Raw genomic sequence first — 25,436 nt, 5'->3', positions numbered from 1 at the left:
AACTCGGCATCCGCATGTGCTAGATTTTGGCCATGCGGTCAGAAAATGAGCCAGTCGGCCAGAAAGGGCGCTCGTTCATCGAGGAGGCCAGGCGGGCGCAGATCATGGCGTCCACCATCGAGGTCATCGCCGAGGTCGGCTTCGCCCAGGCGTCCCTGGCGCGCATCGCGCAGCACGCGGGCATCAGCAAGGGCGTCATCTCCTATCACTTCGCCGGCAAGGACGAGCTGATGGAGCAGGTGGTCGAGCACACCTACGGGGCGATCATCGAGGCCGTGATGGCCAAGATGGAGGGGCTCACGACCGCCACCGAGCTGCTCAGGACGCAGATCACGGCCGTCGCCGAGCACATGCGCGGCCACCGCAGCCAGAACAAGGCACTGGGGGAGATCTTCGCCAACCTCAGGACCTCCGACGGCAGGCTCCGCTACGGGATGCACACCAACGAGGAGCTCTACCAGGCGCTGGAGGCGATCTACCGCCTCGGCCAGAGCACCGGCGAGTTCAGGTCGTTCGACCTGCGCGTCATGGCCGTCACCCACCAGTCGGCCGTCGACAGCATGTTCGCCTACTGGATCACGCATCCCGACCACGACCTCGAGGCGCACGCGAAAGAGCTCGCCGACCTCATCGAAAGGGCATGCCGCGCATGAAGGCGGAAACCAGAACGAGGCTCTACGCCATCGACAACCTGCGCGTGATGTTAACCGCGCTCGTCGTCACGCACCACGTCGCCCTCACCTACGGCAACATCCCCCTGTGGTACTACGTCGAGCCCGCCAAGGACCCCACGGGCATCGTGCTCGACGTCCTGGTCGTCGCCGACCAGGCGTTCTTCATGGGGTTCTTCTTCCTGCTGTCCGGCTTCTTCACCCCGGGCTCCCACGACCGCAAGGGCGCCCGCCTGTTCGTGCGCGACCGGCTCGTGCGGCTCGGCATCCCGCTGCTGGTCTACCTCCTGCTGCTGCGGCCGCTGGCCGGCATCGGGGGCGTGCTGGGCCGCGGTGACACGCCGTTCTGGGAGTACTACCTGCTCTCCTGGGACCCGGGTCCCATGTGGTTCGTCGAGGTGCTGCTCGTCCTCGCGCTGGCCTACACGGGCTGGCGGGCCCTGCGCGCGCCGCTCGACCAGCGCCCCGCCACGCTCACGGCGCGCTCGGTCGTGGTGTTCACGGTGGCGCTGGCGGCGGTCACGTTCCTGTGGCGGCTCCTGGTGCCCACCGGGACCTACTGGCCGGTGATCGGGCTGCCGACCCCGAGCTTCCTGCCCCAGTACGTGGCCATGTTCGTGCTCGGCTGCGTGGCCTTCAGGCGCGGCTGGTTCGAGACGCTGCCCGCGCGGGCCGCCGGGCTCGGCTTCGGCCTGGCCGCGGTGGCCACCCCGGTGCTGCTGGTGCCGTCGCTGTTCACCACCGGGGCGCTGTCGGGGGCGCTGACGGCCGCCTGGGAGTCCGCGTTCGCCGTAGGCATGATCATCGGCTTCACCGTGTGGTTCAGGGAGCGGCACAACACGCAGGGGCCGCGCGGCCGGTTCCTCGCCGAGCACGCCTTCACCGTCTACATCATCCACCCGCTCGTCCTGGTCGGCCTCGGCTTCGCGCTGAGCGGCCTGCAGACGATCGCGATCGTCAAGTTCGCCGCCATGCTGGTGCTCGCGCTGCCGCTGTGCTGGTGGCTGGCCTACCTGGTGCGGTCGCTGCCGGGGGCCAAGCGGGTGCTCTGAACGAGCATCGCGGGCAGCGGGGAGGGGCGGCCGTCGCGCACGCACACGTACGTGACCGTGCCGACCGCCACCAGCTCCTCCCCGCGCCGCATCGTGAACGTCATCGTGAGCGAGGTGGCGCCGACCCTGGCCGGCGCGCTCTCCACCGCCAGCACGTCGCCCAGCCGGGCGGGGGCGTGGTGCTCGCAGCCGCTGACCTTGACCACCAGGTCGGCGCCCTCCTCCCGGAGCCTGCCGTAGCCGCCCCTGGCGCCGAGCCAGTCGAGGAAGGCGTCCTCGAAGTACTCGTAGTAGCGGGTCGCGTGCATCATGGCCTGCGCGTCGCAGTGCCGTGGACGGACCGGTAAGTGGGAGATCACGTCAGGAACCCTACGCGTGCCGCCGGTGTAACGCAGGCATGAGAACGACTCCAGTGGTCGCCCTGCTGCTCGTGTCGGCCTGCGCAGCGGCTCCGCCCGTCGCGGCGGCCGACCCTCCGGGGCAGCGCCGCTGCGCCGGCGCCGCCCAGCGCGACTTCGACGCGGGCATGGGGGCGCGCGTCGTCACCGCGGGACCGGCCGCGATGGCCGCCTACCGCCTCTCCCCGGCGCCCGAGCGGGCCCGCGCCCGCACCTTCAAACTCGCCGTACGCCTGCCGCCCGGCGCGGACGTCACGCTGGCGACCAGGACACCGGGCACGGCCCTGCTGTTCGACGAGTCCCGGTACCGGGCGGACAACTCCTACACGCTGGCCGACGGCACGCCCTCCTACCGCTTCACCGGCTGCGCGGGCGCCCCGGCCCTGTGGATGGGAGCCGTGATCACCACGGGCCCGACGACCGTGACGATCGAGGCGGGCGGCCACACCGTGAGCGTGACCGCCTACACCGGCCAGCCGTCTCAGCCGTCTCAGCCGTCTCAGCCGTCTCAGCCGTCTCAGCCGTCTCAGCCGTCTCAGTCGTAGAAGGAGTCGAGCGTCGAGCCGTGCCGCTCCTCCACGGCCTTGCGCTTGATCTTGAGGCTGGCCGTCAGCTCGCCCGTCTCCACCGAGAAGTCCTCCGCCAGGATGGCGAACTTCTTCACCGTGGCGTAGCTGGCCTCGCCCGCGTTGACCTGCTTGATCGCCTTGTCCACCTCGGCGCGCATGCGCGGGTGCTCGCGCAGCTCCTCCGGGTCGAGGGGCAGCGACTCGGCCTGCGCCCACGGCTTGACCACGTCCATGTCGAGGGTGACCAGCGCGGTGACGTAATTGCGCCGGTCGCCGTGCACGAACACGTGCGAGACGAACGGGCAGGCCGCCTTGATCCTGCCCTCCAGGTACGTGGGCGCGACGTACTTGCCGCCCGAGGTCTTGATCAGCTCCTTCTTGCGGTCGGTGATGCGCAGCCGGCCGGCCTCGTCCACCTCGCCGATGTCACCCGTGCGCAGCCAGCCGTCGTCCAGCGCCTCGGCCGTCTCCCCGGGCAGCCCGTGGTAGCCGCGCATGATGCCGCGCCCGCCGATGAGGATCTCGCCGTCGTCGGCGATGCGCACCTCGGTGCCGGGCAGCGGTGGGCCGACCGTGCCGAACCGCACCGACTCGGGCCGGTTGAGGAAGCTGCCCGCGGACGACTCCGTCAGCCCGTACCCTTCGAGGATCGTCAGGCCCGCGGCGTCGAAGAACTCGGCGACCTCCTGGTTGAGCGGGGCCGCGCCGGAGATGAAGAAGCGGATCCGGCCGCCGAACCGCTCGCGCAGCTTGGCGAAGACCAGCCGGTCGGCCAGGGCGTACTCGGCGCGGCTGGTCACCGGGATGGCGGCGCCGTGCTGCCTGGCCTTGACGACGCGCTGGCCGGTCTTGCGGGCCCAGCCGAAGATGCGCAGCTTGAGGCCGCCCTCGCGCTGCATGTTCGCCACGACCGTGTTGTGGATCTTCTCGAAGATGCGCGGCGCGGCGGCCATGATGGTCGGCCTGACCTCGCCGAGGTTGTCGGCGATCTTGTCGAGGCGGCCGTCGATCGCGGTCGGCACGCCGATCCCGATCATCACGACCTCCAGCAGCTTGCCGAACGAGTGCGACAGCGGCAGCCACAGGAAGTGCAGGTCGTCCGGGGAGATGAGGTCGAGCTCGCGCACCGCGCCGGCGGCGTAGAGCCAGTTGTCGTGGGTCAGCTCGACGCCCTTGGGGCGGCCGGTGGTGCCGGAGGTGTAGATGAGGGTCGCCAGGTCGTCCTGGGCGATCGCGTCCACCATGGCGTCGTAGTCGCCGGTGGCCTCGCCGCCGCTCAGCGAGTCGAGGGTGATCACCCAGCCGTCGTCGCTCGCGGCGCCGTCGATGACGATCACATGCGTGACGTCCGGGATCTCCTTCTGCACGGACCTGAGCTTGGTCACCTGCTCGTCGTTCTCGGCGATGACGATCGTGCTGCCCGAGTCGGTGATGACGTAGGCGGACTCGGCGGCCGTGTTCGACGGATAGATCGTGGTCGTGGCCGCCCCCGTCGCCAGCACGGCCAGGTCGCAGACGATCCATTCGAGGCGGGTCGAGCAGAGGATCGACACGCGGGTGCCGGAGCCCGAGCCCAGGCCCGACAGCGCCAGCGCCAGGCCGCGGACCCGTTCGCCCACCTCCCGCCATGACAGCGAGGTCCACCCGCCGTCCGAAGGCACACGATAGGCCTCGGCGTCGGGGGTCGCGGCGATCCGGTCGCGCAACAGGGAGGGAATGCTGGACATGCCTGACCTCCTGGGGGTGTTGGCCCCGACTCTAGGACGCGGGCACCGTCCCAGTCGATGGTCATCTTCGATCGTGCCCCCGCGGCGTGGCGGTTCCGACCAGCAGCGCGGTGCGTACCTCCCAGACGCCGCACGAGCACCTCAGGTACGACACCACCCCTTCGGAGGTGCGGTGGGAGGAGACGAGGGTCAGGTCGAGGGGGTCGTGCGGCTCTCTGGTGTGCATGACTCCAACTTGATGTAATGGCCTTATGCATTTCAACGCTTACGGCGGCAACGGGGCGGCTCTCGCGGCGGCGCTGGTCAACGCCACCGACTTCAGCCCTGAGGCCGTCGAGGCGATGCTGGTCGAGCACCGCATGGTGCGCGCCGCCGTGACCGCCGGGCAGGCCGTGCGGTTGCGGGCGTGGGCGGCCAGGCTGGCGCCGGTGTTCGGGGAGCAGGATCAGGAGACGCAGATCAAGCTGGTCAACGCGCTGCTCGACCTGACCACGTCCAAGCCGTACGTCAGCGCCCACGACGGACGCGAGCCGCACCTGCACTTCTTCTCCGTCGACGCCGACATCGTGGCCAGGACGCGCGACACCACCGCGGGCGGGCTGGCCATGGCGCTGTCGTTCGCCGGGGGCGACCGGCTGGGGCGGTGCGGCAGGCAGGGCTGCGCGACCGTCTACGTGGACACCTCGCGCAACGGGCGGCGCCGGTTCTGCTCCCCGGGCTGCGCCAACAGGGTGAACGTGGCGGCGCATCGGGCCCGGCGCCTTGTCAGGTGATCGGCGCGTCACGTAGACTGCCGGACGTCTTATCGCCGACCCCCGGGGGCAGCTGACGTGAGGATCTGAGGTCGCGGGCACCGCGCCGTTCGGCCCTGTCATGGGCATGCGCGCATCACCTGGACCTCGAGGCCATCCTCGCCTCCTTGCCACGGACTTCGTGGGTTGCGCGTACATGCGGTGATTTCCCGCCAAGTCACGAAATTTCGAATTCCGTGATGGGAGCCGCCTGATGTCTTTTTCCATTGTCGTCGATCACGTCTCCTTCACCTGGCCGGACGGGACCACCGTGCTCGACGGGCTCGACGCCGCCTTCCCCGCCGGACGCACCGGGCTCATCGGGGTCAACGGGTCGGGCAAGTCCACCCTGCTCCGGATCATCGCCCGCGAACTGACGCCGCGCACCGGCTCGGTGTCCGTCTCCGGCGTGGCCGGCTACCTGCCGCAGAACGTGCCGCTCGGCGCCGGACGTACCGTGTCGGACCTCCTGGAGATCAGCCGCACACGGGCCGCGCTGCACGCCATCGAGAGCGGCGACGTCGCGGAAGAGCACTTCGCGGCCGTCGGCGACGACTGGGACGTCGAGGAGCGCGCCCGCGCCGAGCTCGACCGGCTCGGGCTCGGCCACCTCGGCCTCGACCGCACCGTCGGCACGCTGTCCGGCGGCGAGGCCGTCATGGTCGCGCTCGCCGCGCAGCTGCTGAAGCGGCCCGACGTGCTGCTGCTCGACGAACCCACCAACAATCTCGACCTGGACGCGCGCCGCCGGCTCTACGCCGCCGTCGCCGCCTGGCAGGGGGTGCTCCTGGTCGTCAGCCACGACCGGGCGCTGCTGGAGCTGGTGGACCAGATCGCCGAGCTGCGCGACGGCGCCGTGCGCATGTACGGCGGCAACCTCGGCGCGTACGAGGAGCAGGTCGCCGCCGGGCAGGAGGCCGCCGAGCGGTCGGTGCGCACCGCCCAGGGCGAGGTGCGCCGGCAGCGGCGCGAGCTCGTCGAGGCCAGGACCAGGATCGACCGGGGGCTGCGCACCGGGAGGAAGGCGTTCGAGAACAAGAAGGTGCCGAAGATCGTCGCCAACACGCTCAAGGGGAAGGCCCAGGTGTCGGCGGGCAAGCAGCGCACCCTGCACCTGGAGAAGCTGGAGGAGGCGCGCGAGCGGCTCACCGAGGCCGAGCAGGGGGTGCGGGACGACGCGGAGATCCGCGTCCAGCTCCCGGGCACCGAGGTGCCCGCGGGCCGCACGGTGCTCACGCTCCCGCTGGAGCCCCCGCCGGGGGCGGCGGCGGAGGCCGTGTGCGAGGCCGTGTGCGAGGCCGTGTGCGAGGCCGTGGGGATCGTGCTGGAGACGCTGGTCGTGCGCGGTCCCGAGCGGATCGCGCTGCTCGGGCCCAACGGCTCGGGCAAGACCACGCTGCTCGGACGCATCGTCGCGCAGGGCGGCGCCCAGGTGCCCGTCCGCCTGCTGCCCCAGCGCCTCGACGTGCTGGACGACAGGCTGAGCGTGCTGGACAACGTGCGCGCCGTGGCGCCGTCCGCCTCGGTGAACGACGTACGGGCGGGGCTGGCCCGCTTCCTGTTCCGCGGGGACCGGGCCAACCAGCCCGCCGGGACGCTGTCGGGCGGGGAGCGCTTCCGCGCGACGCTCGCCGCGCTGCTGTCGGCCGAGCCGCCGCCGCAGCTCCTCCTGCTCGACGAGCCGACCAACAACCTGGACCTGGCCAGCGTCCGCCAGCTCGCCCAGGCCCTGTCGGCGTACCGGGGCGCGCTCATCGTGGCCAGCCATGACGTGCCGTTCCTGGAGACGCTGGGGATCACCCGCTGGCTGCGGCAGGATCGGGAGAAGGGACTGACCGAATCGTAATTGACGGTTGGGGATCAACCGGACGATAGTGTGGCAGGTGGCTACACCCCGGTTGATCTCCAGCGTTCTCGCACTGGCGACGCTCACCACCCTCGGCGCGTGCTCCTCAGGCGCGCTGTCCCCGGCCGGTGGCGAGTCCACGGTGTCGGGCGTCGCGGGCGGCGGCGGCGCCGTGCCCCAGACAGGGAGCGAAGGCACCGGCGGCGGCCAGACGTCCGCCGCGCTGACGCCGGAGGCGTACAAGGGAGAGCTGGAGAGCCGGCGCGAGGCGATGACCGACGCGATCACCGGGCTGGCCGGCGCGCGCGGCGTCAAGGCGCTGGACCAGCGGGTCGGGCGGGCCGAGGAGGAGCTGAGCGGCGCCGCCGACGCGCTGGCCGCGCTCACCCCGCCCGAGGCCGTGCGCACCCAGCACGAGACGTACGTGACCAGCCTGCGCGACGTCGCCACCGAGCTGGGCGCCACCACCGACAAGGTCGGCGCGCGGGACCTGTGCACGTCCTCCGCCGTGCTGGCCGACCTCGGCGACAAGCTGAACGCGCTCGACCAGGCCGGCAAGGAGCTGCAGAGCGCGGGCGACTACCCGGCCGACGTCGTGTCGGTGAAGGCGGGGGAGCGGCAGAGCAGGCGGCTGCGCAACGGCTCGTTCATCCGCAAGAGCACGCTGAACGGGCGAAGCTCGCTGGAGATCGACAACGGTTCGAGCCTCGACGCGGTGATCACCGTGGTCAAGGGGAAGAGCAAGGTGTTCAGCGTCTACGTGCGCAAGAAGGCGAAGTTCAAGGTCAGGGGCGTGCGGGACGGCAGCTACAAGATCTACTTCACGCACGGCGCCGACTGGGACGGCAAGAACAAGGCGTTCACCCGCGACTGCAGCTTCGAGCGCTTCGAGAAGAACGTGAAGTTCAAGACGACGTTCACCGCCACGCAGATCCTCTGGCACGACTGGCGGATCACCCTGCACTCCATCGCGGGCGGCAACGTCCGCACCTCACCCGTGGACCCGGACGACTTCCCGGGCTGAACCCCGCCGGAATGAGCGGAGAAGGCCGCGCACCCCGCCGGTGCGCGGCCCTCGTCAGATCAGGTCGAGAACAGCATGCCCACCCAGCTGCGCTGACGGTGGTGGCCGCCGTAGTGGCCGCCGCCGTGGTGCGGAGCGCCCCAGGCCGGGCCGGGGGCGGCAGGGGGAGGCGGGGGAGCCGCGTGGTACTGCGTCTCCATCCGGGTCAGCGTCTCCAGCTCACCGTAGTCGAGGAAGATCCCACGGCAGTTGTCGCACTGTTCGATGTGCACGCCGTTGCGCTCATAGGTCCGCATGTTCCCGCGGCACTTGGGGCACTGCATCTAAGTCGCTCTCCTTGACTTCGAGGTCTCAGGGTGAAACCTACCGCGCGCAACCCCCGTCATGCTCGGACGATTCTGTTGCACGACTCGATTAACGAGTGCTCGACCTCGTCGAGTTCCCGTCCCTCGCCATCGGCGTTCACCACGGCCACGGCGGCGAGCTGGACGGTCAGCGCGCGGGCGGGCAGGTCCAGCCGCTCCCACGGGTCGTCGCCCTGCCCGAGCGCCGGACCGCCGGACGCCAGATAGGCGCCCAGGAACCGCTCCCACACGGCCGGTTCCAGCAGCCCGGCCGCGTACCAGGCGGCCGGCCTCGCCAGATCCCACGCCGGATCGCCGACGCCCAGATCGTCCACGTCGATCAGCAGCCACCGGTCACGGTGCACGAGCTGCCCCAGATGCCAGTCGCCGTGCGTGAGCAGGGCGGGCAGCGGCGGCGGCTCGGGCAGCTCCTTGAACGCCCGCCGCACGAGCTGCTCCACCGGCCCGTCGCCGGTCATCCTCCCCACCGCCCTGAGCGCCCTCGCCGGCCCACCGGCGGGCGGCAGCGCGGGCACCACCGTGAGGGGGGTCGCGTGCAGCCTGGCCAGCAGCCTCGCGCCCTCCTCCCACGGCGCGGAGCCGGGGTCGTCGTGCGACACCGGCCGGCCCGCCGGCCACACCGTCACCGCCCGCCCGCCCGCCGACAGCACCTCACGCTCCAGCGGGGTCAGCATCACCCCGCTCACCGCGGCCGACGCGGCGGCCCGCAACCTCGGCCGCAGCTCCCCGGCCTCGTCGCGCGCCGAATGGGCCTTGACGACGACCTCGCCCATGCGTAACACCACGACGTCCGTCCGCGTCGGATGTAACACCGGCTCGCCCGTGCCGCCGTACGCCGAGGCGATGACCGCCAGCTCCGCTTCAAGACCCACCCGTACAGGGTATTCGGGGCGAGTGCCGCCCGGCGTCGGCCCGGCCCCTTCAGACGACGGAGGACCGGATGAAACGGTCGATCACCGCCGCGAGTTCCGGCCCCGCGTCCTCCTGCAAGAAGTGGCCGCGCGGAGTGTGACGTGCACGCGGGCCGGGCACACCGTGACGAGATCGTGTCCGTCAGACTGAGTGGCATGAGAGTCGGTTTCGCCGTACCCGTATCAGGCCCCTGGGCCACGCCCGAGAATCTGCGTCGCATCGCCGTCCGGGCCGAGGAGCTCGGCTATCACGAACTGTGGACGTTCCAGCGGCTCCTCTACCCGGTCGGCCACGACATGGGGCCCACCTACCGCGCCGTGCACGACCCGCTCATCACGCTGGCCCACGTGTCGGCCGTGACCAGCCGCATCCGGCTCGGCGTCGCGGTGATCAACGCGTACGTGCAGCCCGTGCCGCTGGCCAAGCAGCTCGCCACCCTGCAGACGCTGTCGGGCGGCAGGCTGACCGCCGGGATCGGGCTGGGCTGGCTGCCCGAGGAGTTCGAGGCGACCGGCGTGGACATGGCGCGGCGCGGGCGCAGGGGCGAGGAGTTCGTCGAGGTGCTGCGCAAGGTGTGGCGCGACGACCCGGTGCGGCACGACGGCGAGTTCTACCGCGTGCCGCCCGCGCACATCGACCCCAAGCCGGTGCCAGGGCCGCCGCAGCTCCTGCTCGGCGGCACGGCCGAGGTCGCGTTGCGCCGCGCCGCCCGGCTGGCCGACGGGTGGGTCAGCTCCAGCAGGGAGGACCTGGCGTCCATCGCCGCCAGGATCGAGCTGATCAAGGCGGAGCTGGCCGGGGCGGGGCGGGACGCGGGCACGTTCCGGTTCGTGTGCCGCGGCTCCACGCAGGTGCGGGCGCACGACGAGGAACGTCCGCTGACCGGCACGTACGAGAAGATCAGGCGGGACGTGCGGGCGCTGGCGGAGCGGGGCGTCACCGAGGTCTTCCACGACCTGAACTTCGACCGCGAGATCCCCGCGTCCGACGCGAAGGAGGCGATGCGCCGGGCCGAGGAGGCGCTGGAGGCCCTCGCGCCCTAACCGCCGCCGTACGGCACCGTGATGATCTCCAGGTTGTGCCCGTTGGGGTCGGACCAGTAGAGGCCGCGCCCGCCGTCGTTGGTGTTGATCTGCCCCGCGTGCCGGTGGTATGGATCGGCCCAGTACGTCAGCCCGCGCTCCTTGATCCGGCCCCAGATCTGGTCGAACTCATCCTCACCGACCAGGAACGCGTAGTGCAGCGACGGCAGCTCCTCGCCCGCCTGCACGACGTCGATCGACACGTCGTTGCCGAGCGAGACGACGCGGAACGGGCCGTACTCGGGCGCCGGCTCCAGGCCGAGGAGCTCGACGAGGAAGGCGGCGGTCGCGTCCCTGTCCCTGGCCGGCATGATGGTGTGGTTCAAGTGGACGGACATACCCGCAGGCTACGCCAGCGCGACGGGGAGCGTCGCGACGCCGTTGACGAAGCTCGACGGCAGCCACGTCACCGGGCCCGTCACCTCGATGGTGGTCACCGTCGCGCGCAGCTCCGCCAGCAGCGCCCCGATCTCGGCGCGGGCGAGCTGCGCGCCCAGGCAGAAGTGCGGGCCGTGGCCGAACGTCAGGTGCCTGTTCGGCCGCCTGCCCACGTCGAAGCGGTCCGGGTCGCCGAAGACCGCCTCGTCGCGGTTGGCCGACACCGTCCACAGCGCCACCACGTCGCCCGCCTCGACGCGCCGCCCGCCCAGCCCGGCCGCGCGGGTGGCGACCCGGCCGACGTGCGCGGCCGGCGTGGTCCAGCGCAGCACCTCCTCGACGGCCGTCCCGGCCAGGCCGGGGTCCGCGCGCAGGCGCGCCCATTCCGTCTCGTACGTGGCCAGCGCCAGCAGCCCGCCGGCCATCGCCAGCCTGGCCGTCTCGTCCCCGCCGATGATCAGGTTGTAGCAGTTGAGGAGCACCTCCTCCTCGGTGAGGTCCGCCGAGACGAGCAGGCTGACGACGTCGTCGCCGGGGGCGGACCTGCGTCCGGCCGCCAGGCGGGTGTAGTAGAGCAGGATCTCGCTCTGCGCGATCCTGGCGGCCAGATCGGTGTCCTCCTCGCCGAGCATGGCCTGCGCGGTCAGCTCCAGGACGCGCTGACGGTCACGCTCCGGCACGCCCAGCAGCTCGCAGATCGCGCGCAGCGGCACCTGGGCGGCCACCCCCGCGACGAAGTCGCCGCCGCCCTCGCGGACGAACGCCTTGAGCAGGTCCCTGGTGGCTTCGGTGATCGAGTGGGTGACGGGGCCGAGGGCGCGGGGGCCGAAGCCGGGGGTGAGCAGGCGGCGCAGGGCGGCGTGGCGGGGGCCGTCCGTGACCACGATCATCTTGCCCGCCCCCGGGTCGTGGCCGCGCAGGAGGGTGCGGAGCATGTTGCCGTGCAGGGAGGTGTAGGTGGCCGGGTCGCGGATGACGTGCAGGACGTCGGCGTGGCGGGTGACGCTCCAGAAGCGGTCGTGCCTGCGTACCGGGTCGGTGGTGCGCAGGTGGCGCCAGAGGGGGGTCAGGTCGGTGGTGGCGTGCAGGTGCGGGTCGAGGAGGTTCAGGGTGTCGAGCCGGGCGGGGTCCGGGTGGGGGCGGGTCATGGTTCCAGCTCGTCGAGGAGGCCGGTGAGCAGGTCGTCGTCCTCGCCTTGGACGGCTCTCGCGATCAGCTCGCGTAAGGGGAGTTCGGTCAGGAACAGGTCGATGGGGACGTCCAGGGCGAAGCGGTCGCGTAGTTCGCTGACCAGGAAGACGGCGGTCAGGGAGTCGCCGCCGGCCGCGAAGTAGGTGCGGTCGAGGTCCTGGTCGGTGGTCAGGGCGAGGGTGGAGAGGAACAGGGCCGTCACGGCCGCTTCCGAGGGCTGGGGCGTGGGGGGCGGTGGTTCCGGCCGGGCGGTCAGGGTCAGGGCTTCGTGGGGGTCGCCTGCGAAGGGGTACGTGGGGAGGTGGGCGCGGTGGCCGCCGGTGCCGGGCCAGGCGACCTCCTCACCTGCCGCCCACGCCGATCCGGCCGTGCCGCCGGTGGCGAGGTCGGTGGCGAGGGCTTCCAGGGCGGTGGCGGCGTCCTCGCGGGTGGTGGCGGTCACGCAGGCGCGGGCCTCCAGGGCGGCGCGGCCGTGGGCGAGGGTGTGGGCGACGTCGGCCAGTGGCGGCGCGCCGGGCGCTCGCAGCGCGGCGGCCAGGCGCCGGGCGGCGGTGGCGAGCTGCGCGCCGGTCCGCGCCGACAGGGGCAGGACCGCCTCGCGGGCGCCACCCGTGGCGATCGGTGGCGACGGCGGCTCCTCCAGGACGACGTGCACGTTCGTGCCGCCGATGCCCAGCGACGACACCCCCGCCAGCCGCGGCCCCCAAGCCGGACGCTCCCACTCCTCCACCCCGGTGAGCAGCCGGAACGGGGTGGCGTCCAGGCGGAGCTCCGGGTGCGGGCGGGTGACGTTCACCGTGGGCACCATCGTGCGGTGCCGCAGCATCAACACCGCCTTGATCAGCCCCGCCACGCCCGCAGCCGCGTTCAGATGCCCGACGTTGGACTTCACCGACCCGATCGCACACCGCCGAGCCCCGCGGAAGGCCTCCGTGGCGGCCGCGACCTCGATGCGGTCGCCGAGGTCCGTGCCCGTCCCGTGCGCCTCGAGGAACTGCGCGGACGCCGGGTCCAGCCCCGCCGCCGCCCAGGCCTCCACGATGGTGGAGACCTGCCCGTCCACCCCGGGCGCGGTGAACCCCACCCGCCCGGCCCCGTCGTTCCCCGCCGCGGTGCCCCGGATGACGGCGTGGATCGGGTCGCCGTCCGCCACGGCGTCCTCCAGGCGTCTGAGCACCACCAGCCCGACCCCGTCCCCGCCGACCGTGCCCGCCGCCTTCTCGTCGAACGGGCGGCACCGCCCGTCGGGGGAGGAAATGCCGCCGGGCTCGTACAGGTAGCCGCGCGGGTACGGCGAGTCGATCGACACGCCGCCCGCCAGCGCCAGATCGCACTCCCCGCTCAGCAGCGCCTGCACGGCCACGTGCACCGTGGCCAGGGACGTGGAGCAGCCCGTCTGCACGGTCAGGCTCGGCCCGGTCAGCCCCAGCCGGTACGACAGCCAGCCCGCCAGGAACTCCCGATCGGTGAACACCCGCACCCGCATCGGCCCCAGCCGGGCCCGTAACCGCCCGTCCACCTGGGCCGCGACCGCGTGCTCGCTCGGCCCGCCGCCCACGTACACGCCGGTGCGCAGGCCGGTGCGGCGCGGGTCGTACCCGGCGTCCTCCAGCGCCGACCAGGCCGTCTCCAGGAGCTGCCGGTGCTGCGGGTCCAGCGCCGCCGCCTCCGTGGAGTTGAACCCGAACAGCTCGTGCTCGAACCGGTCCGCCTCCGCCAGGAACCCCTTCGACGCCACGTACCCGGGGCCGCGCAGCTCGGCCGCGTCCACCCCGGCCGCCAGCAGCTCCTCCTCGGTGAAGTCGATGATCGAGCAGACGCCGTCGAGGAGGTTGCGCCAGAACTCGCCCACGTCGCGGGCCCCGGGGAAACGGCCGCTCATCCCCACGATCGCCGCCGCCGGTACGTCGTTCATCGCATCTCGCCTCTCTGCGCGCTCCTGCGAGCGGCCAGCCGTTCGCGTCTGCTCCGCCCCCGTTGCCCTGGCTCGTCCCGCTCCGTGTCCGGGACCGTGCCGTCCAGGTAGGCGGCCAGCGCGGCGACCGTGGGGTGCCGGAACAGGTCCACCAGCCTCAGGCCGCTGCCGCGCAGCGCCGTCAGGACGGACAGCAGGCGGATGGAGTTGCCGCCCAGGTCGAAGAAGTTGTCGTGCAGGCCCACCTGGGTCAGGTCCAGCGCCGCCGCCCAGATCGCGGCGATTCGTCGCTGCGTGGGGGTGGACGGGGGCGCGTACGGGCTGTCCAGCTCGGGACGGGTGAGGGGCGGGTCGGGCAGGCGTCCCCGGTCCAGCTTGCCGGACTTGCTGAGGGGCAGCCCGGGGACGAACACGATCGCGTCGGGCACCATGTAACCGGGCAGCCGCGCCGCCAGCCACGAGCGCAGCTCCGCCACGGTGGGGCGCCGCTCGCCGGGTTGCGCGTAGACGGTCAGGCGGCCGCCGCGCACGGCCGCCGCCGCCACCGTCACACCCGGGTGCGCGGCCAGCACGGTCTCGATCTCGCCCAGCTCGACGCGGAACCCGCGCAGCTTGACCTGCGTGTCCACCCGCCCCAGGTACGACAGCACCCCGTCGGCGTCGTACCGGCCCAGGTCGCCGGTCCGGTACATGCGCTCGCCCGGCGGCCCGAACGGGTCGGCCACGAACCGTTCGGCGGTCAGGGCGGGGCGGTTGACGTACCCGCGTGCCAGGCTCGACCCCGCCAGGTAGATCTCGCCCGTCACGCCGACCGGCACCGGGCGCAGCCGCTCGTCCAGGACGTAGGCGCGGGTGTTGGCCACCGGGCGGCCGATCACCACAGGGCGTCCGGGCTGGAGGTCGGCCGTGGTGGCATAGACGGTGTTCTCGCTCGGCCCGTACGCGTCCACCACCCGCCGCCCCGGCGCCCACCAGCGGTCCACCAGCTCCGGCGGGCACGCCTCCCCGCCGATGGCCAGCGTGCGCAGGTCGGGCAGCGCTTCCGGCAGCGCTTCCGGCAGCGCTTCCGGCAGCGCTTCCGGCAGCGCTTCCGGCAGCGCTTCCGGCAGGGCATCCGGCAGCGCTTCCAGCGGTAGCGACATGGCGGCCGACGGCGGCAGGAACGCGTAGGTGATCCGGGAGTCGCGCAGCCGGGCGTACAGATCGTCCCCGAGCCGCTCCCACTCGCCCGCCACGTGCAGCTCCGCCCCCGCCACGAACGCGAAGAACAGGTCCGACACGGCCACGTCGAACCCGAACGACACGTACTGCAGCACCCGATCCTCCCCGGTCACGGGGAACCGCGGCCGGACGGCGGTCGCGAGGTTCAGCAGCGCCCGGTGCTCGACCGCGACGCCCTTGGGGGTGCCCGTGGAGCCGGAGGTGTAAAGGATGTACGCCGTGTCGGCGAGGGCGGGCCGGGCGTCCAGCGGGGCCCCGACGACAGGGATCGGCCCGCCGGCCGTGGCCACCGGCACCCCGAGGTCCCGAGGCTCGTCGGCGATCAGCAGCCGCACCCCCGCGTCCTCGGCCATGAACCGCAGCCGCGCCTCCGGATGACCGGGATCCAGCGGCACGTACGCGCCCCCCGCCCGCAGCACCGCCAGCGCGCCCACCACCATCTCCACCCCCCTCGCCAGGCACAGTCCGACGGGCACCTCGGGGCCCACGCCCGCCGCCCGCAACTGCGCGGCCAGCCGGTCCGCGCGTTCCAGCAGCTCGCGGTAGGTGAGCCTGGTCGAGCCGCAGACCAGCGCCGTCGCATCGGGCCGCTCGGCGGCGCGTTCGGCCACCAGGTCGGGGACGAGCCCGGCAGGGGTGGGGGCGAAGGTGTCGTTCCAGTCGTGCAGGACGCGGTGGCGCTCGCCGGGCGGGAGCAGGTCGTGGGCGGTGACGGGCAGGCCGGGGCGGTCGAGCAGGCCGTCCAGCAGCGTCTCGAACGCGCGCGCCCAGTGGCGGACGGTGGCCGGCTCGAACAGGTCCGTCCGGTGCACGAAGTGGGCGGCCAGGCCGTCGCCGTCCCGCTGCACGTTCAGCAGCAGGTCGAACTTGGCGTCGTCCAGCAGCAGCTCCACGCGTTCCGTGACGCAGCCGTCCAGGCCGAGCGCGAGCCGGGTGTCGTCGTCGTAGGCCAGCATGACCTGCACGAGCGGGTCGTGGCTGAGCTCCCTGCCGGGGGCCAGCGCCTCGACCACCGCCTCGAACGGGGCCTCGTGGTGGGGCCGGGACTCCAGGAGGTGGTCGCGCACGCGGGTCACGAGGTCCAGGAACGACGGCTCGCCGGTCACGTCGGCGCGCAACGCGAGCGTGTTGGCCAGCAGGCCGATGAGGTTCTGCACGTCGGGGTGGTCGCGGCCGGAGACCGGCACGCCCACGAGGAGGTCGCGCCGGCCGGTGATCCTGGACAGGAACGCGGCGAACGCGGCGAACATGGCGGTGAACGGGGTCGCGTCGCGTTCGGCGGCGACCTTGGCGAGACGGGCCCCGGTGTCCGGAGGGAGGCTCAGCCGGTGCACGCCGCCCGCCGTGGACTGCACGGCGGGACGGGGGTGGTCGGTGGGGAGGGCGAGCGTCCCGGGCGCGTCGGCCAGCGTGTCCGCCCAGTAGGCGATGGCCGCGTCCAGGGCGTGCGCGTCGAGGCGCTCCCGCTGCCAGGCGGCGTAGTCGGCGTACTGGATCGGGGGCGGCTCAGCCGCGGCGGCGCCAGGGCTTGGGACGGTGGCGCCGGGCCGGTAGGCGGCGGAGAGCTCCTGGAGGAGGAGCCCCAGCGACCACCCGTCGCACACCAGGTGATGCGCCGTGAGCAGCACCCGATGGCTGCCGTCCTCGACCTTGAACACGGCACACCGCAGCAGCGGTCCCGCCTCCACGTCGAACGGCGCCGCCGCCTCCGCCCGCAGCACCTCGTCCGCGCCGTCCACCGGCACGTCCCGCTCCGCCACCCGCAGCGCCGCCCGCGCCTGTTCGGCCACGACCTGCACGTACGCGCCGTCGCCCGGCCGGAACACCGTCCGCAGCGACTCGTGCCGCGCCACCACCACGTCCAGCGCCGCGCGGAAGGCGGCAACGTCGAACGGCCCGCGCACGGCGAAGGCCACGGGCACGTTGTACTGGGCGGTGCCCGGGTTGAGCCGGTCCAGCACCAGCAGTCTGGCCTGCGCCGGCGACAGGGGGAACTCGTACTCGACGACCGGCGCCATCACACACTCCCCAGGATCGGTTCGAGGACCCGCGCGATCGCGGCGGCCGGGCCGGGCCTGAGCAGGTCGCTGTGGCCGCAGTCCAGGTCGTGCACCCGCACTCGGGCCGGCGCCCACCGCTCCGCCTTGACCGCCGACGCGAGCCCGCCGGGCTGGGCGGTGGCCGAGAACAGCACCACCGTCCCGTCGAACGCCGGCGGCCGGTACGTGACGGCCAGCCGCAGATGCCCGGCCACCGCGTCCGCGACCGCCGACAGCCGTTCGTCGTCCAGCCCGGACAGCGGCCCCTCGCTCCCGCGCACGGCGGCGAACACCCGCGCCCGCTCCAGCGGCCCCGGCTGGGCGTACGGGTGCAGGGTGCGGGTGCGCAGCAGGATGGTCAGGGCCTCCTGCTCGGCGTCCGCAGGGCCGGCCCGCGTCCCGGCCGGCCACGGGACCGCGTCCAGCGAGGCGACCAGCCCGACCTCCTGCCCGCCGGCGCGCAGGCGGGCGGCCATCTCGTACGCCAGCAGCCCGCCGAACGAGTGCCCCAGCAGCAGGTACGGCCCCTCGGGACGGACGGCCCGCACCCGCGTCAGGTAGTCGTCCGCCATCTCCCGCATGCTCTCCGGCGTCCTGTGGCGGGGGTCCTGGAGCACGGGCGACTGCAGCGCGTGCACCGGCCGTCCCGGCGCCAGGTGCGGCAGCAGCGCGGTGTACGACCAGCCGATGCCCCGTCCAGGATGCACGCAGAACAGCGGCGGCCCGTCGCCCTCGGCGCGCAGGGTCAGCAGCGGCGACAGGTCCAGCTCCGGCGCCGCCCTGTCGAGGCGGACGGCCAGCGCCGCCGGGGTGGGGGCCTCGAACAGGGCGGCGATGGAGGTGCGCAGGCCGAGCCTGGACTCGATGGCGGCCGTCAGGCGCATGGCGAGCAGCGAGTCGCCACCTGACTCGAAGAAGTCCGTGTCCGCTCCCGCGCTGCTGCTCAGGACCTCGGTGAACAGGTCACACAGCTCCTTCTCGCGAGGCGTCCCCGGTGCGGCGGCCGGGCGGCGGGCCGGCGGGGCCGCCGGGGCGGGGAGCGCGGCGCGGTCCAGCTTGCCGTGCGGGGTGAGGGGGAGGCGGTCGAGGAGGACGTACTGGGCGGGCAGCAGGTGTTTCGGCAGGCGGGACGCGGCGTGCTCGCGCACCCGTGCCGGCGCCCCGCCGCCGCGCGGGACGACGTGGGCGACCAGCCTCCATCCCCCTCGTTCACCACGGACGGCGCTGACCACGGCGCGTTCCACGTCAGGGCAGGACTCCAGGACGCTCTCGACCTCCCCCGGCTCGACGCGATACCCCCGGATCTTCACCTGGCCGTCCGCCCGCCCCGCGAACTCCAGCTCCCCGCCGAACGTCCACCGCGCCAGATCCCCGGTCCGGTACATCCGCTCACCCGCCGCGAACGGGTCCGCCACGAACCGCTCAGCCGTCAGCCCCGGCCGCCCCAGGTAGCCGCGCGCCAGCCCGTCCCCGGCGATGTACAGCTCGCCGACGGTGCCGATCGGGGCGACGCGCAGGCGGGCGTCCAGGACGTACACGCGCGTGCCGTCCAGCGGGCGGCCGATCGGGACGGGCCCGCTCCCCGGCTCAGGCCCTGCGTGGTGGCTGGTGGCGAACGTCGTGGTCTCCGTGGGCCCGTACCCGTTCACGACGCGCACCCCGCGCCGCGCCAGCCGCCGCACCGGCTCCGGCGCGAGCACGTCGCCTCCCGCCCAGATCTCGGGGACGCGGGCGAGCGCGTCCGGCGCGAGGTCGGCCAGCGTGCGGAACAGCTCGGCCGTCAGCCACATCGCGCTGAGCCGGGACCGCTCTACGGTGTCCGGGCGCAGGGGGCCGGGCGGCGCGATGACGACGGTGCCGCCGTTGAGCAGCGGGGCCCACAGCTCGTACGTGGCCGCGTCGAACGTGTGCGGGCTGTGCAGCAGGACCCGGCGGTGCCCGGAGAAGCGCCGGTCGGTGGCCAGATCGAGGATGCCGGCGTGGGTGACGACGACGCCCTTGGGGGTGCCGGTGGAGCCGGAGGTGTACATGACGTACGCGGCGGCGTGCGGGTGCACGGCGGCGGCCGGGCTGCCGTCCGGCCCGCTGTCGTCCGGCCCGCTGTCGTCCGGCTCGCTGTCGTCCGGCTCGCGGTCGTCCGGCTCGCTGTCGTCCGGTTTCGTCAGGACGACCTGCGCGCCGCTGTCCTCCAGCAGCCACGCCAGCCGGGCCCGCGGCAGGCCCGGGTCCAGCGGCACGTAACAGCCGCCCGCCTTGAGCACCGCGAGCTGCGCCACCACCAGGTCGGGTGAGCGCTCCATGAGCAGCGCGACCCGCGTCTCCGGCGCCAGGCCCAAGCGCGCGGCCACCCGGTCGGAGCGGGCGTCCAGCTCGGCGTAGGTGAGCGGGTGCCCGCCGTGCTCGACCGCCACCGCGTCCGGCGTCCGCGCCACCTGCGCCGCGAACCGCTCCGGCACCGACCCGAGGGCCCCCGCCCTCCGCGGCCCGCCCCAGTCCGTCAGCAGCCGGTGCTCTTCGGACGGCAGATCGCCGGCCCCCTCCAGCGCCCGCGCGAACCGGGCGATGATCGCCTCGGCCTCGGCGCGGCTCACCAGGTCGGGACGGTAGCCGAGACGCAGCCAGAGCCGCTCGCCCGCCACCACCGTCACCGTCACCGGGTAGTGGGTGGCGTCGTGCACGCCGGTCAGCCGCAGCCCGCCCGCGGCGTCGAGCCCGTCGCGCGGATAGTTCTCGAAGGCGACCAGGGTGTCGAACAGCTCCCCGGCGTCGCGCCGCACGTCCGCCAGCCGTACCTGGTGGTGGGGCGACAGCCGCGCCTGCTCGTCCTGCAACCGCCGCAGCGGCTCGGGGGACCCGGTGCGGACACGTACAGGAAGGGTGTTGGCGAACAGCCCCACCATCGACTCCACGCCCGCCACCTCCGGCGGACGCCCCGACACCACCGCCCCGAACACCACGTCGTCCCGCCCGGTCATCCGCGCCAGCACCAGCCCCCACGCCGCCTGCACCACGGTGTTGACCGTCACCCCGGCGGCCCGCGCCCGCCGCCGCACGGCCTCGCCCGCCTCCGGCGACAGCTCGCGCTCCACCGCCTCCTGCCGTGGGCTCGCCACGCCCGCACCCGGCCTGAGGAGCGTGGATCCCGGCAGGTCCGCGAGGGCCTCGCGCCACGCGTCCAGGGCCTGGGCGCCGTCCTGGGAGCGCAGCCACGCCAGGTAGTCGCGGAACGGGGGCGCGGGAGGCAGCGCGGGGCCGCCCGCGTACAGGGTGGCCAGCTCGCGGGCCAGGATCGGCATCGACCAGCCGTCCACCAGCAGATGGTGCATCGTCAGCACCAGCTCGCGGCGCCGCACGAGCGTGGCGCGCACCAGCGGCGGCCTCGTCACGTCGAACGGGCGCAGCAGGTCCGCCTCCAGCATCCGCTCCAGGTCGGCGTCCGACGGCGGCTCCACCTCCGTCCAGGGCAGGCGGACGCGGCGCGGGACGAGCTGCACCGGACGGTCGAGGCCCTTGTGGCGGAAGCAGGCGCGCAGGTTGGGGTGGCGTTCGAGCAGGGACTCCACGGCCGTGCGCAGCCTGGCCGGGTCCGCCTCACCTTCGACGGTGAACCTGGCCTGCACCACGTAGACGTCGCCGCCGCCGTACAGGGCGTGGAAGAGCAGGCCCTCCTGGGCGGGGGAGAGCGGCAGCACGTCGGCCAGCCTGCCGGTCACCAGTCGCCGTCCAGGTCCGCTTCGAGCTCTTCGAGCTGTGCCTGGGTCAGGTCGACCAGGGGGAAGCCGGAGCTGGTCGCGCCGCCCTCGTGGTGCTGGGCGGCCAGCTCGGCGAGCGCCGCCTCCCAGTGGTCGGCCAGCTCCGTGACGTGGCGGGGTGCGAGGAGGTTCGCGGCGTGGGACCAGCTTGCCGTCAGGCGGGGGCCCGGCAGAGCCACGGCGTCGAGTTCCAGCGCGTACGCCATCGGGGCGTCGGGCGTGCCCACCAGGTCGCCCTCGAACCTGCCCAGATAGTTGAAGCGCAGGTCGGGGATGGGGAGCCGGGCGAGCTCGGCGGCCGTCTCCCGGTTGAGGTAGCGCAGGAGGCCGTGGCCGAGGCCTGATCCGGGGAGGGAACGGAGGGTTTCCCTGGTGCGTTCGAGCGCGGCGGCGGGGGTGCCTGAGGTGTCGAGGCTCACGGGGTACTGAGTGGTGAACCAGCCGACCGTGGCGGAGACGTCGATGTCGTCCGTGAAGGGTTCGCGGCCGTGGCCTTCGACCTCCATGAGGATGCTCGTGCCGCCGCGCCACCTCGTCACGGCGATGGCCAGCGCGGTGAGCAGCACCTCCTGCGGGCCGCAGTGGAAGGCGGCGGGGAGGTGGGTGATGGCCTGTTCTGTGAGGTCTTGGGGGAGGGTTCTGGTGAGGACGGCGCGCTTGCCGTAGCTCTTGTGCCCGGTCGGGGGGAGGAGGGGCTGCCCCTGTGTCGCCATGCGTTCCCACAGCGGCAGCTCCGCCGCCACCCGTTCCTGCCGCCGCGCCTCGGCGGTCAGGAGGCGGCACCATCGGGCGAACGACGTGCCCCGGGGTGGAGCGGGGGCGGGGGCGTTGAGGAGGGCGGTCAGCTCGGGGCCGAGGATGCGCCAGGAGACGGCGTCCACGGCGAGGTGGTGGGCGGTGAGCAGCAGCCGGTCCGGGGGCGTCCAGGTGGCGGTGAGCATCTGGCCACGCTCCGGGTCGGGCTTCGGGGGCGGCGCGGCCCGGTCCCGGTCCGGGTCGGGCTCCTGGGGTGTGGATCGGCTGAACGGGACCTCCGCCGCGTCCTCCAGCACCTCCAGCTCCCAGTCGTCCTCCGAGTGCCGCAGCAGGCGCATCCGCAGGGCGGCGTGCCGCGCCGTCAGCGTGCGCAGCGCCGCCCTGACGCGCTCCTCACCGCACCCCTCGGGGACGGTCACCACCAGCGACTGGGTGAAGCCGTCCAGCGGGCCGCCGCGCTCGCGCCACCAGTGCATGATCGGCGTCAGCGGGAACCGCCCGGCCGGGACGTCGGCGACGGCACGCGCCGCCACGCGAGCCAGCGCGCCCAGCGCCGCCGGGGTCCTGGCGACGAACACCTCGCGCGGCGTGAGCCCGATCCCCAGCTCCCGTGCCCGGCTGACCAGCCGGATCGCCGCGACGCTGTCACCGCCCAGCCGGAAGAAGTCGTCCTCGGCGCCCACCCCGGGCAGGCCGAGCAGCTCGGCGAAGAGCGAGCACAGGGCGGACTCGCGTTCGGTGACCGGCTCCCGCGGCACCCCGGCGGGCACGCGGGGCGCGGGGAGCGCGGGGAGCGCGGCCCGGTCCAGCTTGCCGCGCGGCGTGAGCGGCAACGCGTCGAGCACCACGTACTCGCCCGGCACCATGTGCGCCGGCAACCCGGCCATCGCGTGCGCGAGCACGTCGGCGATGTCGATCTTGCTGGCCGGGCGCGGCACGAGGTAGGCGACGAGGCGGTCGCCGTGCTTCGCGACCGCCGCCCGCGCGACCGCCCGGTGCCCCGCCAGCACCGACTCGACCTCGCCCGGCTCGATGCGGAACCCGCGCACCTTGACCTGGTCGTCGGCCCGGCCGAGGAACTGGAGCTGGCCGTCGGGACGCCGGTGCACGAGATCGCCCGTCCGGTACATCCGCTCACCCGCCGCGAACGGGTCCGCCACGAACCGCTCCGCCGTCAGCCCCGGCCGGCCGAGGTAACCGCGCGCCACCCCCGCGCCCCCGACGTACAGCTCCCCGGGCACCCCCACAGGCACCGGGCGCAGGCGGGCGTCCAGGACGTACAGGCGGGTGCCGGTGATCGGGCGGCCGATCGGCGGGAGGGCCACGTCCGGGGGGAGCGGGTCGCTGACGCTGGAGCCGACGGTGGTCTCGGTCGGGCCGTACGCGTTCCAGAAGCCCCTGTCCGCCCATCTCGCGGCCAGCTCCGGCGGGCACACGTCGGCCCCGGCGCAGACGCCGCGCAGGCCGGGGTAGTCGCCGGGCGGCACGGTGGCCAGCACCGCCGGCGGGATCAGCCCGAACGTGACCCGCCGCTCCCGCAGCACCCGCCCCAGCTCGTCCCCGGCCAGGGGGCCGGTGGGCGGGATGACGAGGGTGCCGCCGGAGCCGAACGCCAGGCACAGCTCGCCCACCGAGATGTCGAACGTGGGCGCGCCGAGCTGCAGGACGCGGCTGTCCTCGGTGAGGCCGAACGACGTCACCAGGGAGTGTGCGAGGCAGGCGACGCCCGTGTGGCTCACCACGACGCCTTTGGGGTGGCCGCTGGAGCCTGAGGTGTAGATCACCCATGCCGCGCTGAGCGGGTCGATATCCGGAAATTTCGGGATGGAGGTGGGGGTGGCATCAGGCGAAACGCGCTCCACACCGAGCCCCGGCAGCGTGCCTCGTTCCGCGACGAGCAGGTGAGCTCCGGCGTCCCGGATCAGGTAGGCCACCCTCTCCACCGGATCGTCCGGATCCACCGGCAGGTACGCCCCACCCGCCCGCTGCACCGCCAGCATCGCCACCACCATGGCCATGGACCGCCCCAGCCCCAGCGCCACCACCCGCTCAGGCCCCGCCCCCCGCTCCACCAACGCCCCGGCCAGTGTGTCGGCCCGCCCCAGCAACTCCCCGTACGTGAGCCGCCCGTCCTCGGCCTCGACGGCCACCGCCCCTGGCCTGCACTCGGCCTGCCGCGCCACCAGCCCGTACAGCGTGGTCGCGGGCACCCCGGCCGAGGAGCCCCGCGAAACCGGCGGCTCCCCGGCCAGCAGCAGGGCCCGGGACACGGGCTCGTCCGGCTCGGCGACCAGCGAGCCGAGCAGCGTCGTGAAGGCGGCGGCCCACGCCCGCACCACCTCGGGCGCGTACACGTCGGTACGGAACTCCAGGCTCGCCTCGAACCCGTCGTCCGCGTCACGCACGATCCCGATCAGGTCGTGCTCCCCGCCGGTGTGCACCCGTTCGGGATCGGCGATCTCCCGCAGCCCGGCCACGCTCTCCTGGCGCGGCAGATGCATGAACACCCACTGGAACAACGGCGACCGCCCCGCCACCCGCTCCGGGTCCACCGCCCGCACGATCCGGCCCACGGGCACGTCGGCGTGCGCGAGCACCTGCGGGAAGCCGGCGGTGAAGCGGGCCAGCGACTCGGCGAACGTGGTGCGGCCGTCGAAGCGCCAGCGGACCGGCACGGAGTTCATCACGTACCCGATGACCCGGTCCAGGCCCCTGGCGGACCTGTTGGCGACGGGCGTGCCGGTGATCAGGTCCGGCTCGCCGGACAGGCGGTGCGCGAACACCGCGAACGCCGTCATCAGCACCCCGTACACGGTGGCGCCGCGCTCCTTGGCCAGCGCGCGCACGGCGGCCTCCACGCGCGCGCCGACCCGGAAGACCACCTGCTCGACACCGAAGCCCGATGTCGTGCAGCATGCGGGAGGGTTGACCGCAGGACCGACGGTGAGGGGGCGGGGCGGGTTCGCCAGGTAGTCGCGCCACCAGCCCAACTGGGCCTCGAACACCCCGGCCGCCTCCAGCTCCCGCTGCCAGCACGCGAAGTCGGCGTACTGGAGGGCGGGCCTGCGCGAACGCGGCGGGACCCCGTCGCGCACCGCCCGGTAGGCCTCGGTCAGCTCGCCGTGCAGCACGTCGAACGACCACCAGTCCGTCGCGATGTGGTGCAGCGCCAGCACGAGCGTGGCCCGCGTGCTGTCCACGGTGATGTACTGGCCCCTGATCAGCGGCCCGCCGTCCAGCTCGAACGTGCGGCGGCTGAAGGCGTGCAGCGCCTCGCGCAGGCCGACGCCGGTGCCGCGCAGGTCCAGGCGCTCCAGCTTGAACGGCTCCGCCGGCGCGGACTCCACCCGCAGCCCGCCCACCTCGCCCGTGATGCGCATGCGCAGGCTGTCATGGTGCCCCTGGACGATGGTCAGCGCCGCCTCCAGGTCGGCCGGGTCCACCGGGGTGTCGAAGTGGTAGGAACAGCACAGGTTCAGGGCGGCGGTGTCCGGATAGAGCGACTCGTACACCCACAGGTCCTCCTGTGCCGGGCTGAGCCGCACCGGGGCGGTGGGGTCGCGCGGGGGCACGATGTCGGGAATCGCCTCCAGCCGGCCCGCCTCGACCAGGCGGCGCAGCAACTCCACCCGGCGCCCGGCACTCAGCGCGGCGAACCGGTCAGCGGCACTCACCGGCCCTCCGGGCTCAGCGCGGCGAACCGGTCGGTCAACGGCGCTCATCGGTCCTCCCGGCTCAGGTCGGCCG

At 73.5% G+C, this 25,436-nt stretch carries 18 protein-coding genes; 7 read left to right on the top strand and 11 right to left on the bottom strand.

What is annotated here, in order from left to right:
* The first annotated feature begins 32 nt into the window (after nucleotides 1-32).
* Together FXF51_RS33830 and FXF51_RS33825 are read left to right on the top strand one after the other, a co-directional pair.
* Nucleotides 33-653: a TetR/AcrR family transcriptional regulator gene (locus tag FXF51_RS33830; protein ID WP_148438770.1), complete on the top strand. Its 621-nt coding sequence runs from the start codon at nucleotides 33-35 to the stop codon at nucleotides 651-653.
* The gene (locus FXF51_RS33825; RefSeq protein WP_262380019.1) at nucleotides 650-1,723 is read left to right on the top strand and encodes an acyltransferase family protein; all 1,074 of its coding nucleotides are present in this window, start codon (nucleotides 650-652) and stop codon (nucleotides 1,721-1,723) included. The genes FXF51_RS33830 and FXF51_RS33825 overlap by 4 nt, the downstream gene beginning before the upstream one ends.
* Here the strand turns inward: FXF51_RS33825 and FXF51_RS33820 are convergent.
* Nucleotides 1,681-2,082, bottom strand: coding sequence for an acyl-CoA thioesterase (locus tag FXF51_RS33820; protein WP_148438768.1), 402 nt, complete (start codon nucleotides 2,080-2,082; stop codon nucleotides 1,681-1,683). The two genes, FXF51_RS33825 and FXF51_RS33820, sit on opposite strands and share 43 nt — an antisense overlap.
* Before the next feature lie 38 nt (nucleotides 2,083-2,120).
* On the opposite strand from FXF51_RS33820, the gene FXF51_RS33815 reads away from it, so the two are divergent.
* Complete coding sequence (locus FXF51_RS33815; protein WP_148438767.1) at nucleotides 2,121-2,666, top strand: hypothetical protein; 546 nt, start codon at nucleotides 2,121-2,123, stop codon at nucleotides 2,664-2,666.
* On the opposite strand, the gene FXF51_RS33810 is transcribed toward FXF51_RS33815, so the two are convergent.
* Nucleotides 2,657-4,417, bottom strand: coding sequence for an AMP-dependent synthetase/ligase (locus tag FXF51_RS33810; RefSeq protein ID WP_148438766.1), 1,761 nt, complete (start codon nucleotides 4,415-4,417; stop codon nucleotides 2,657-2,659). The two genes, FXF51_RS33815 and FXF51_RS33810, sit on opposite strands and share 10 nt — an antisense overlap.
* Nucleotides 4,418-4,478: 61 nt before the next feature.
* Complete coding sequence (locus FXF51_RS61110) at nucleotides 4,479-4,643, bottom strand: hypothetical protein (protein ID WP_187414711.1); 165 nt, start codon at nucleotides 4,641-4,643, stop codon at nucleotides 4,479-4,481.
* Nucleotides 4,644-4,668: 25 nt separating this feature from the next.
* On the opposite strand from FXF51_RS61110, the gene FXF51_RS33805 reads away from it, so the two are divergent.
* The 3 genes from FXF51_RS33805 to FXF51_RS33795 all read left to right on the top strand — a co-directional run bounded on the left by FXF51_RS33805 (nucleotide 4,669) and on the right by FXF51_RS33795 (nucleotide 8,078).
* Complete coding sequence (locus FXF51_RS33805; RefSeq protein ID WP_148438765.1) at nucleotides 4,669-5,190, top strand: CGNR zinc finger domain-containing protein; 522 nt, start codon at nucleotides 4,669-4,671, stop codon at nucleotides 5,188-5,190.
* 232 nt (nucleotides 5,191-5,422) lie between these two features.
* The gene (locus FXF51_RS33800; RefSeq protein WP_148438764.1) at nucleotides 5,423-7,054 is read left to right on the top strand and encodes an ABC-F family ATP-binding cassette domain-containing protein; all 1,632 of its coding nucleotides are present in this window, start codon (nucleotides 5,423-5,425) and stop codon (nucleotides 7,052-7,054) included.
* A 37-nt stretch (nucleotides 7,055-7,091) separates the two neighbouring features.
* A complete protein-coding gene (locus FXF51_RS33795) occupies nucleotides 7,092-8,078 on the top strand; it encodes a FecR domain-containing protein (RefSeq protein ID WP_148438763.1) in 987 nt (328 codons plus the stop codon).
* A gap of 59 nt (nucleotides 8,079-8,137) precedes the next feature.
* Here FXF51_RS33795 and FXF51_RS33790 read toward each other — a convergent pair whose 3' ends face one another.
* Nucleotides 8,138-8,401: a zf-TFIIB domain-containing protein gene (locus FXF51_RS33790; RefSeq protein ID WP_148438762.1), complete on the bottom strand. Its 264-nt coding sequence runs from the start codon at nucleotides 8,399-8,401 to the stop codon at nucleotides 8,138-8,140.
* A gap of 59 nt (nucleotides 8,402-8,460) precedes the next feature.
* Complete coding sequence (locus FXF51_RS33785; RefSeq protein ID WP_148438761.1) at nucleotides 8,461-9,315, bottom strand: phosphotransferase; 855 nt, start codon at nucleotides 9,313-9,315, stop codon at nucleotides 8,461-8,463.
* 195 nt (nucleotides 9,316-9,510) lie between these two features.
* Between FXF51_RS33785 and FXF51_RS33780 the strand changes: the two genes are divergently transcribed.
* Entirely contained in the window at nucleotides 9,511-10,398 is an 888-nt protein-coding gene (locus tag FXF51_RS33780) for a TIGR03619 family F420-dependent LLM class oxidoreductase (RefSeq protein WP_148438760.1), read from the top strand.
* Here FXF51_RS33780 and FXF51_RS33775 read toward each other — a convergent pair.
* The 6 genes from FXF51_RS33775 to FXF51_RS33750 are packed head-to-tail and all read right to left on the bottom strand — an operon-like array spanning nucleotide 10,395 to nucleotide 25,363.
* A complete protein-coding gene (locus tag FXF51_RS33775) occupies nucleotides 10,395-10,775 on the bottom strand; it encodes a VOC family protein (protein ID WP_148438759.1) in 381 nt (126 codons plus the stop codon). The genes FXF51_RS33780 and FXF51_RS33775 overlap by 4 nt on opposite strands.
* Before the next feature lie 9 nt (nucleotides 10,776-10,784).
* Nucleotides 10,785-11,963 carry a cytochrome P450 gene (locus FXF51_RS33770; RefSeq protein ID WP_148438758.1) on the bottom strand — a complete coding sequence of 393 codons (1,179 nt, stop codon included), beginning with the start codon at nucleotides 11,961-11,963 and terminating at the stop codon, nucleotides 10,785-10,787.
* Nucleotides 11,960-13,921, bottom strand: a complete 1,962-nt coding sequence (locus FXF51_RS33765; RefSeq protein WP_148438757.1) for a type I polyketide synthase — start codon at nucleotides 13,919-13,921, stop codon at nucleotides 11,960-11,962. The genes FXF51_RS33770 and FXF51_RS33765 overlap by 4 nt, the downstream gene beginning before the upstream one ends.
* Entirely contained in the window at nucleotides 13,918-17,160 is a 3,243-nt protein-coding gene (locus tag FXF51_RS33760; RefSeq protein ID WP_148438756.1) for a non-ribosomal peptide synthetase, read from the bottom strand. Before FXF51_RS33760 ends, FXF51_RS33765 begins: the two co-directional genes overlap by 4 nt.
* On the bottom strand, nucleotides 17,160-20,894 hold the full coding sequence (locus tag FXF51_RS33755) for a non-ribosomal peptide synthetase (RefSeq protein ID WP_148438755.1): 3,735 nt from the start codon (nucleotides 20,892-20,894) through the stop codon (nucleotides 17,160-17,162). Before FXF51_RS33755 ends, FXF51_RS33760 begins: the two co-directional genes overlap by 1 nt.
* Nucleotides 20,891-25,363, bottom strand: a complete 4,473-nt coding sequence (locus FXF51_RS33750; protein ID WP_187414710.1) for a non-ribosomal peptide synthetase — start codon at nucleotides 25,361-25,363, stop codon at nucleotides 20,891-20,893. Before FXF51_RS33750 ends, FXF51_RS33755 begins: the two co-directional genes overlap by 4 nt.
* Nucleotides 25,364-25,436: the final 73 nt, after the last annotated feature.

The sequence above is a fragment of the Nonomuraea sp. PA05 genome (assembly GCF_008086045.1).
GTDB lineage: Bacteria > Actinomycetota > Actinomycetes > Streptosporangiales > Streptosporangiaceae > Nonomuraea > Nonomuraea monospora.
This window is presented reverse-complemented; position numbering and strand designations above follow the sequence as displayed.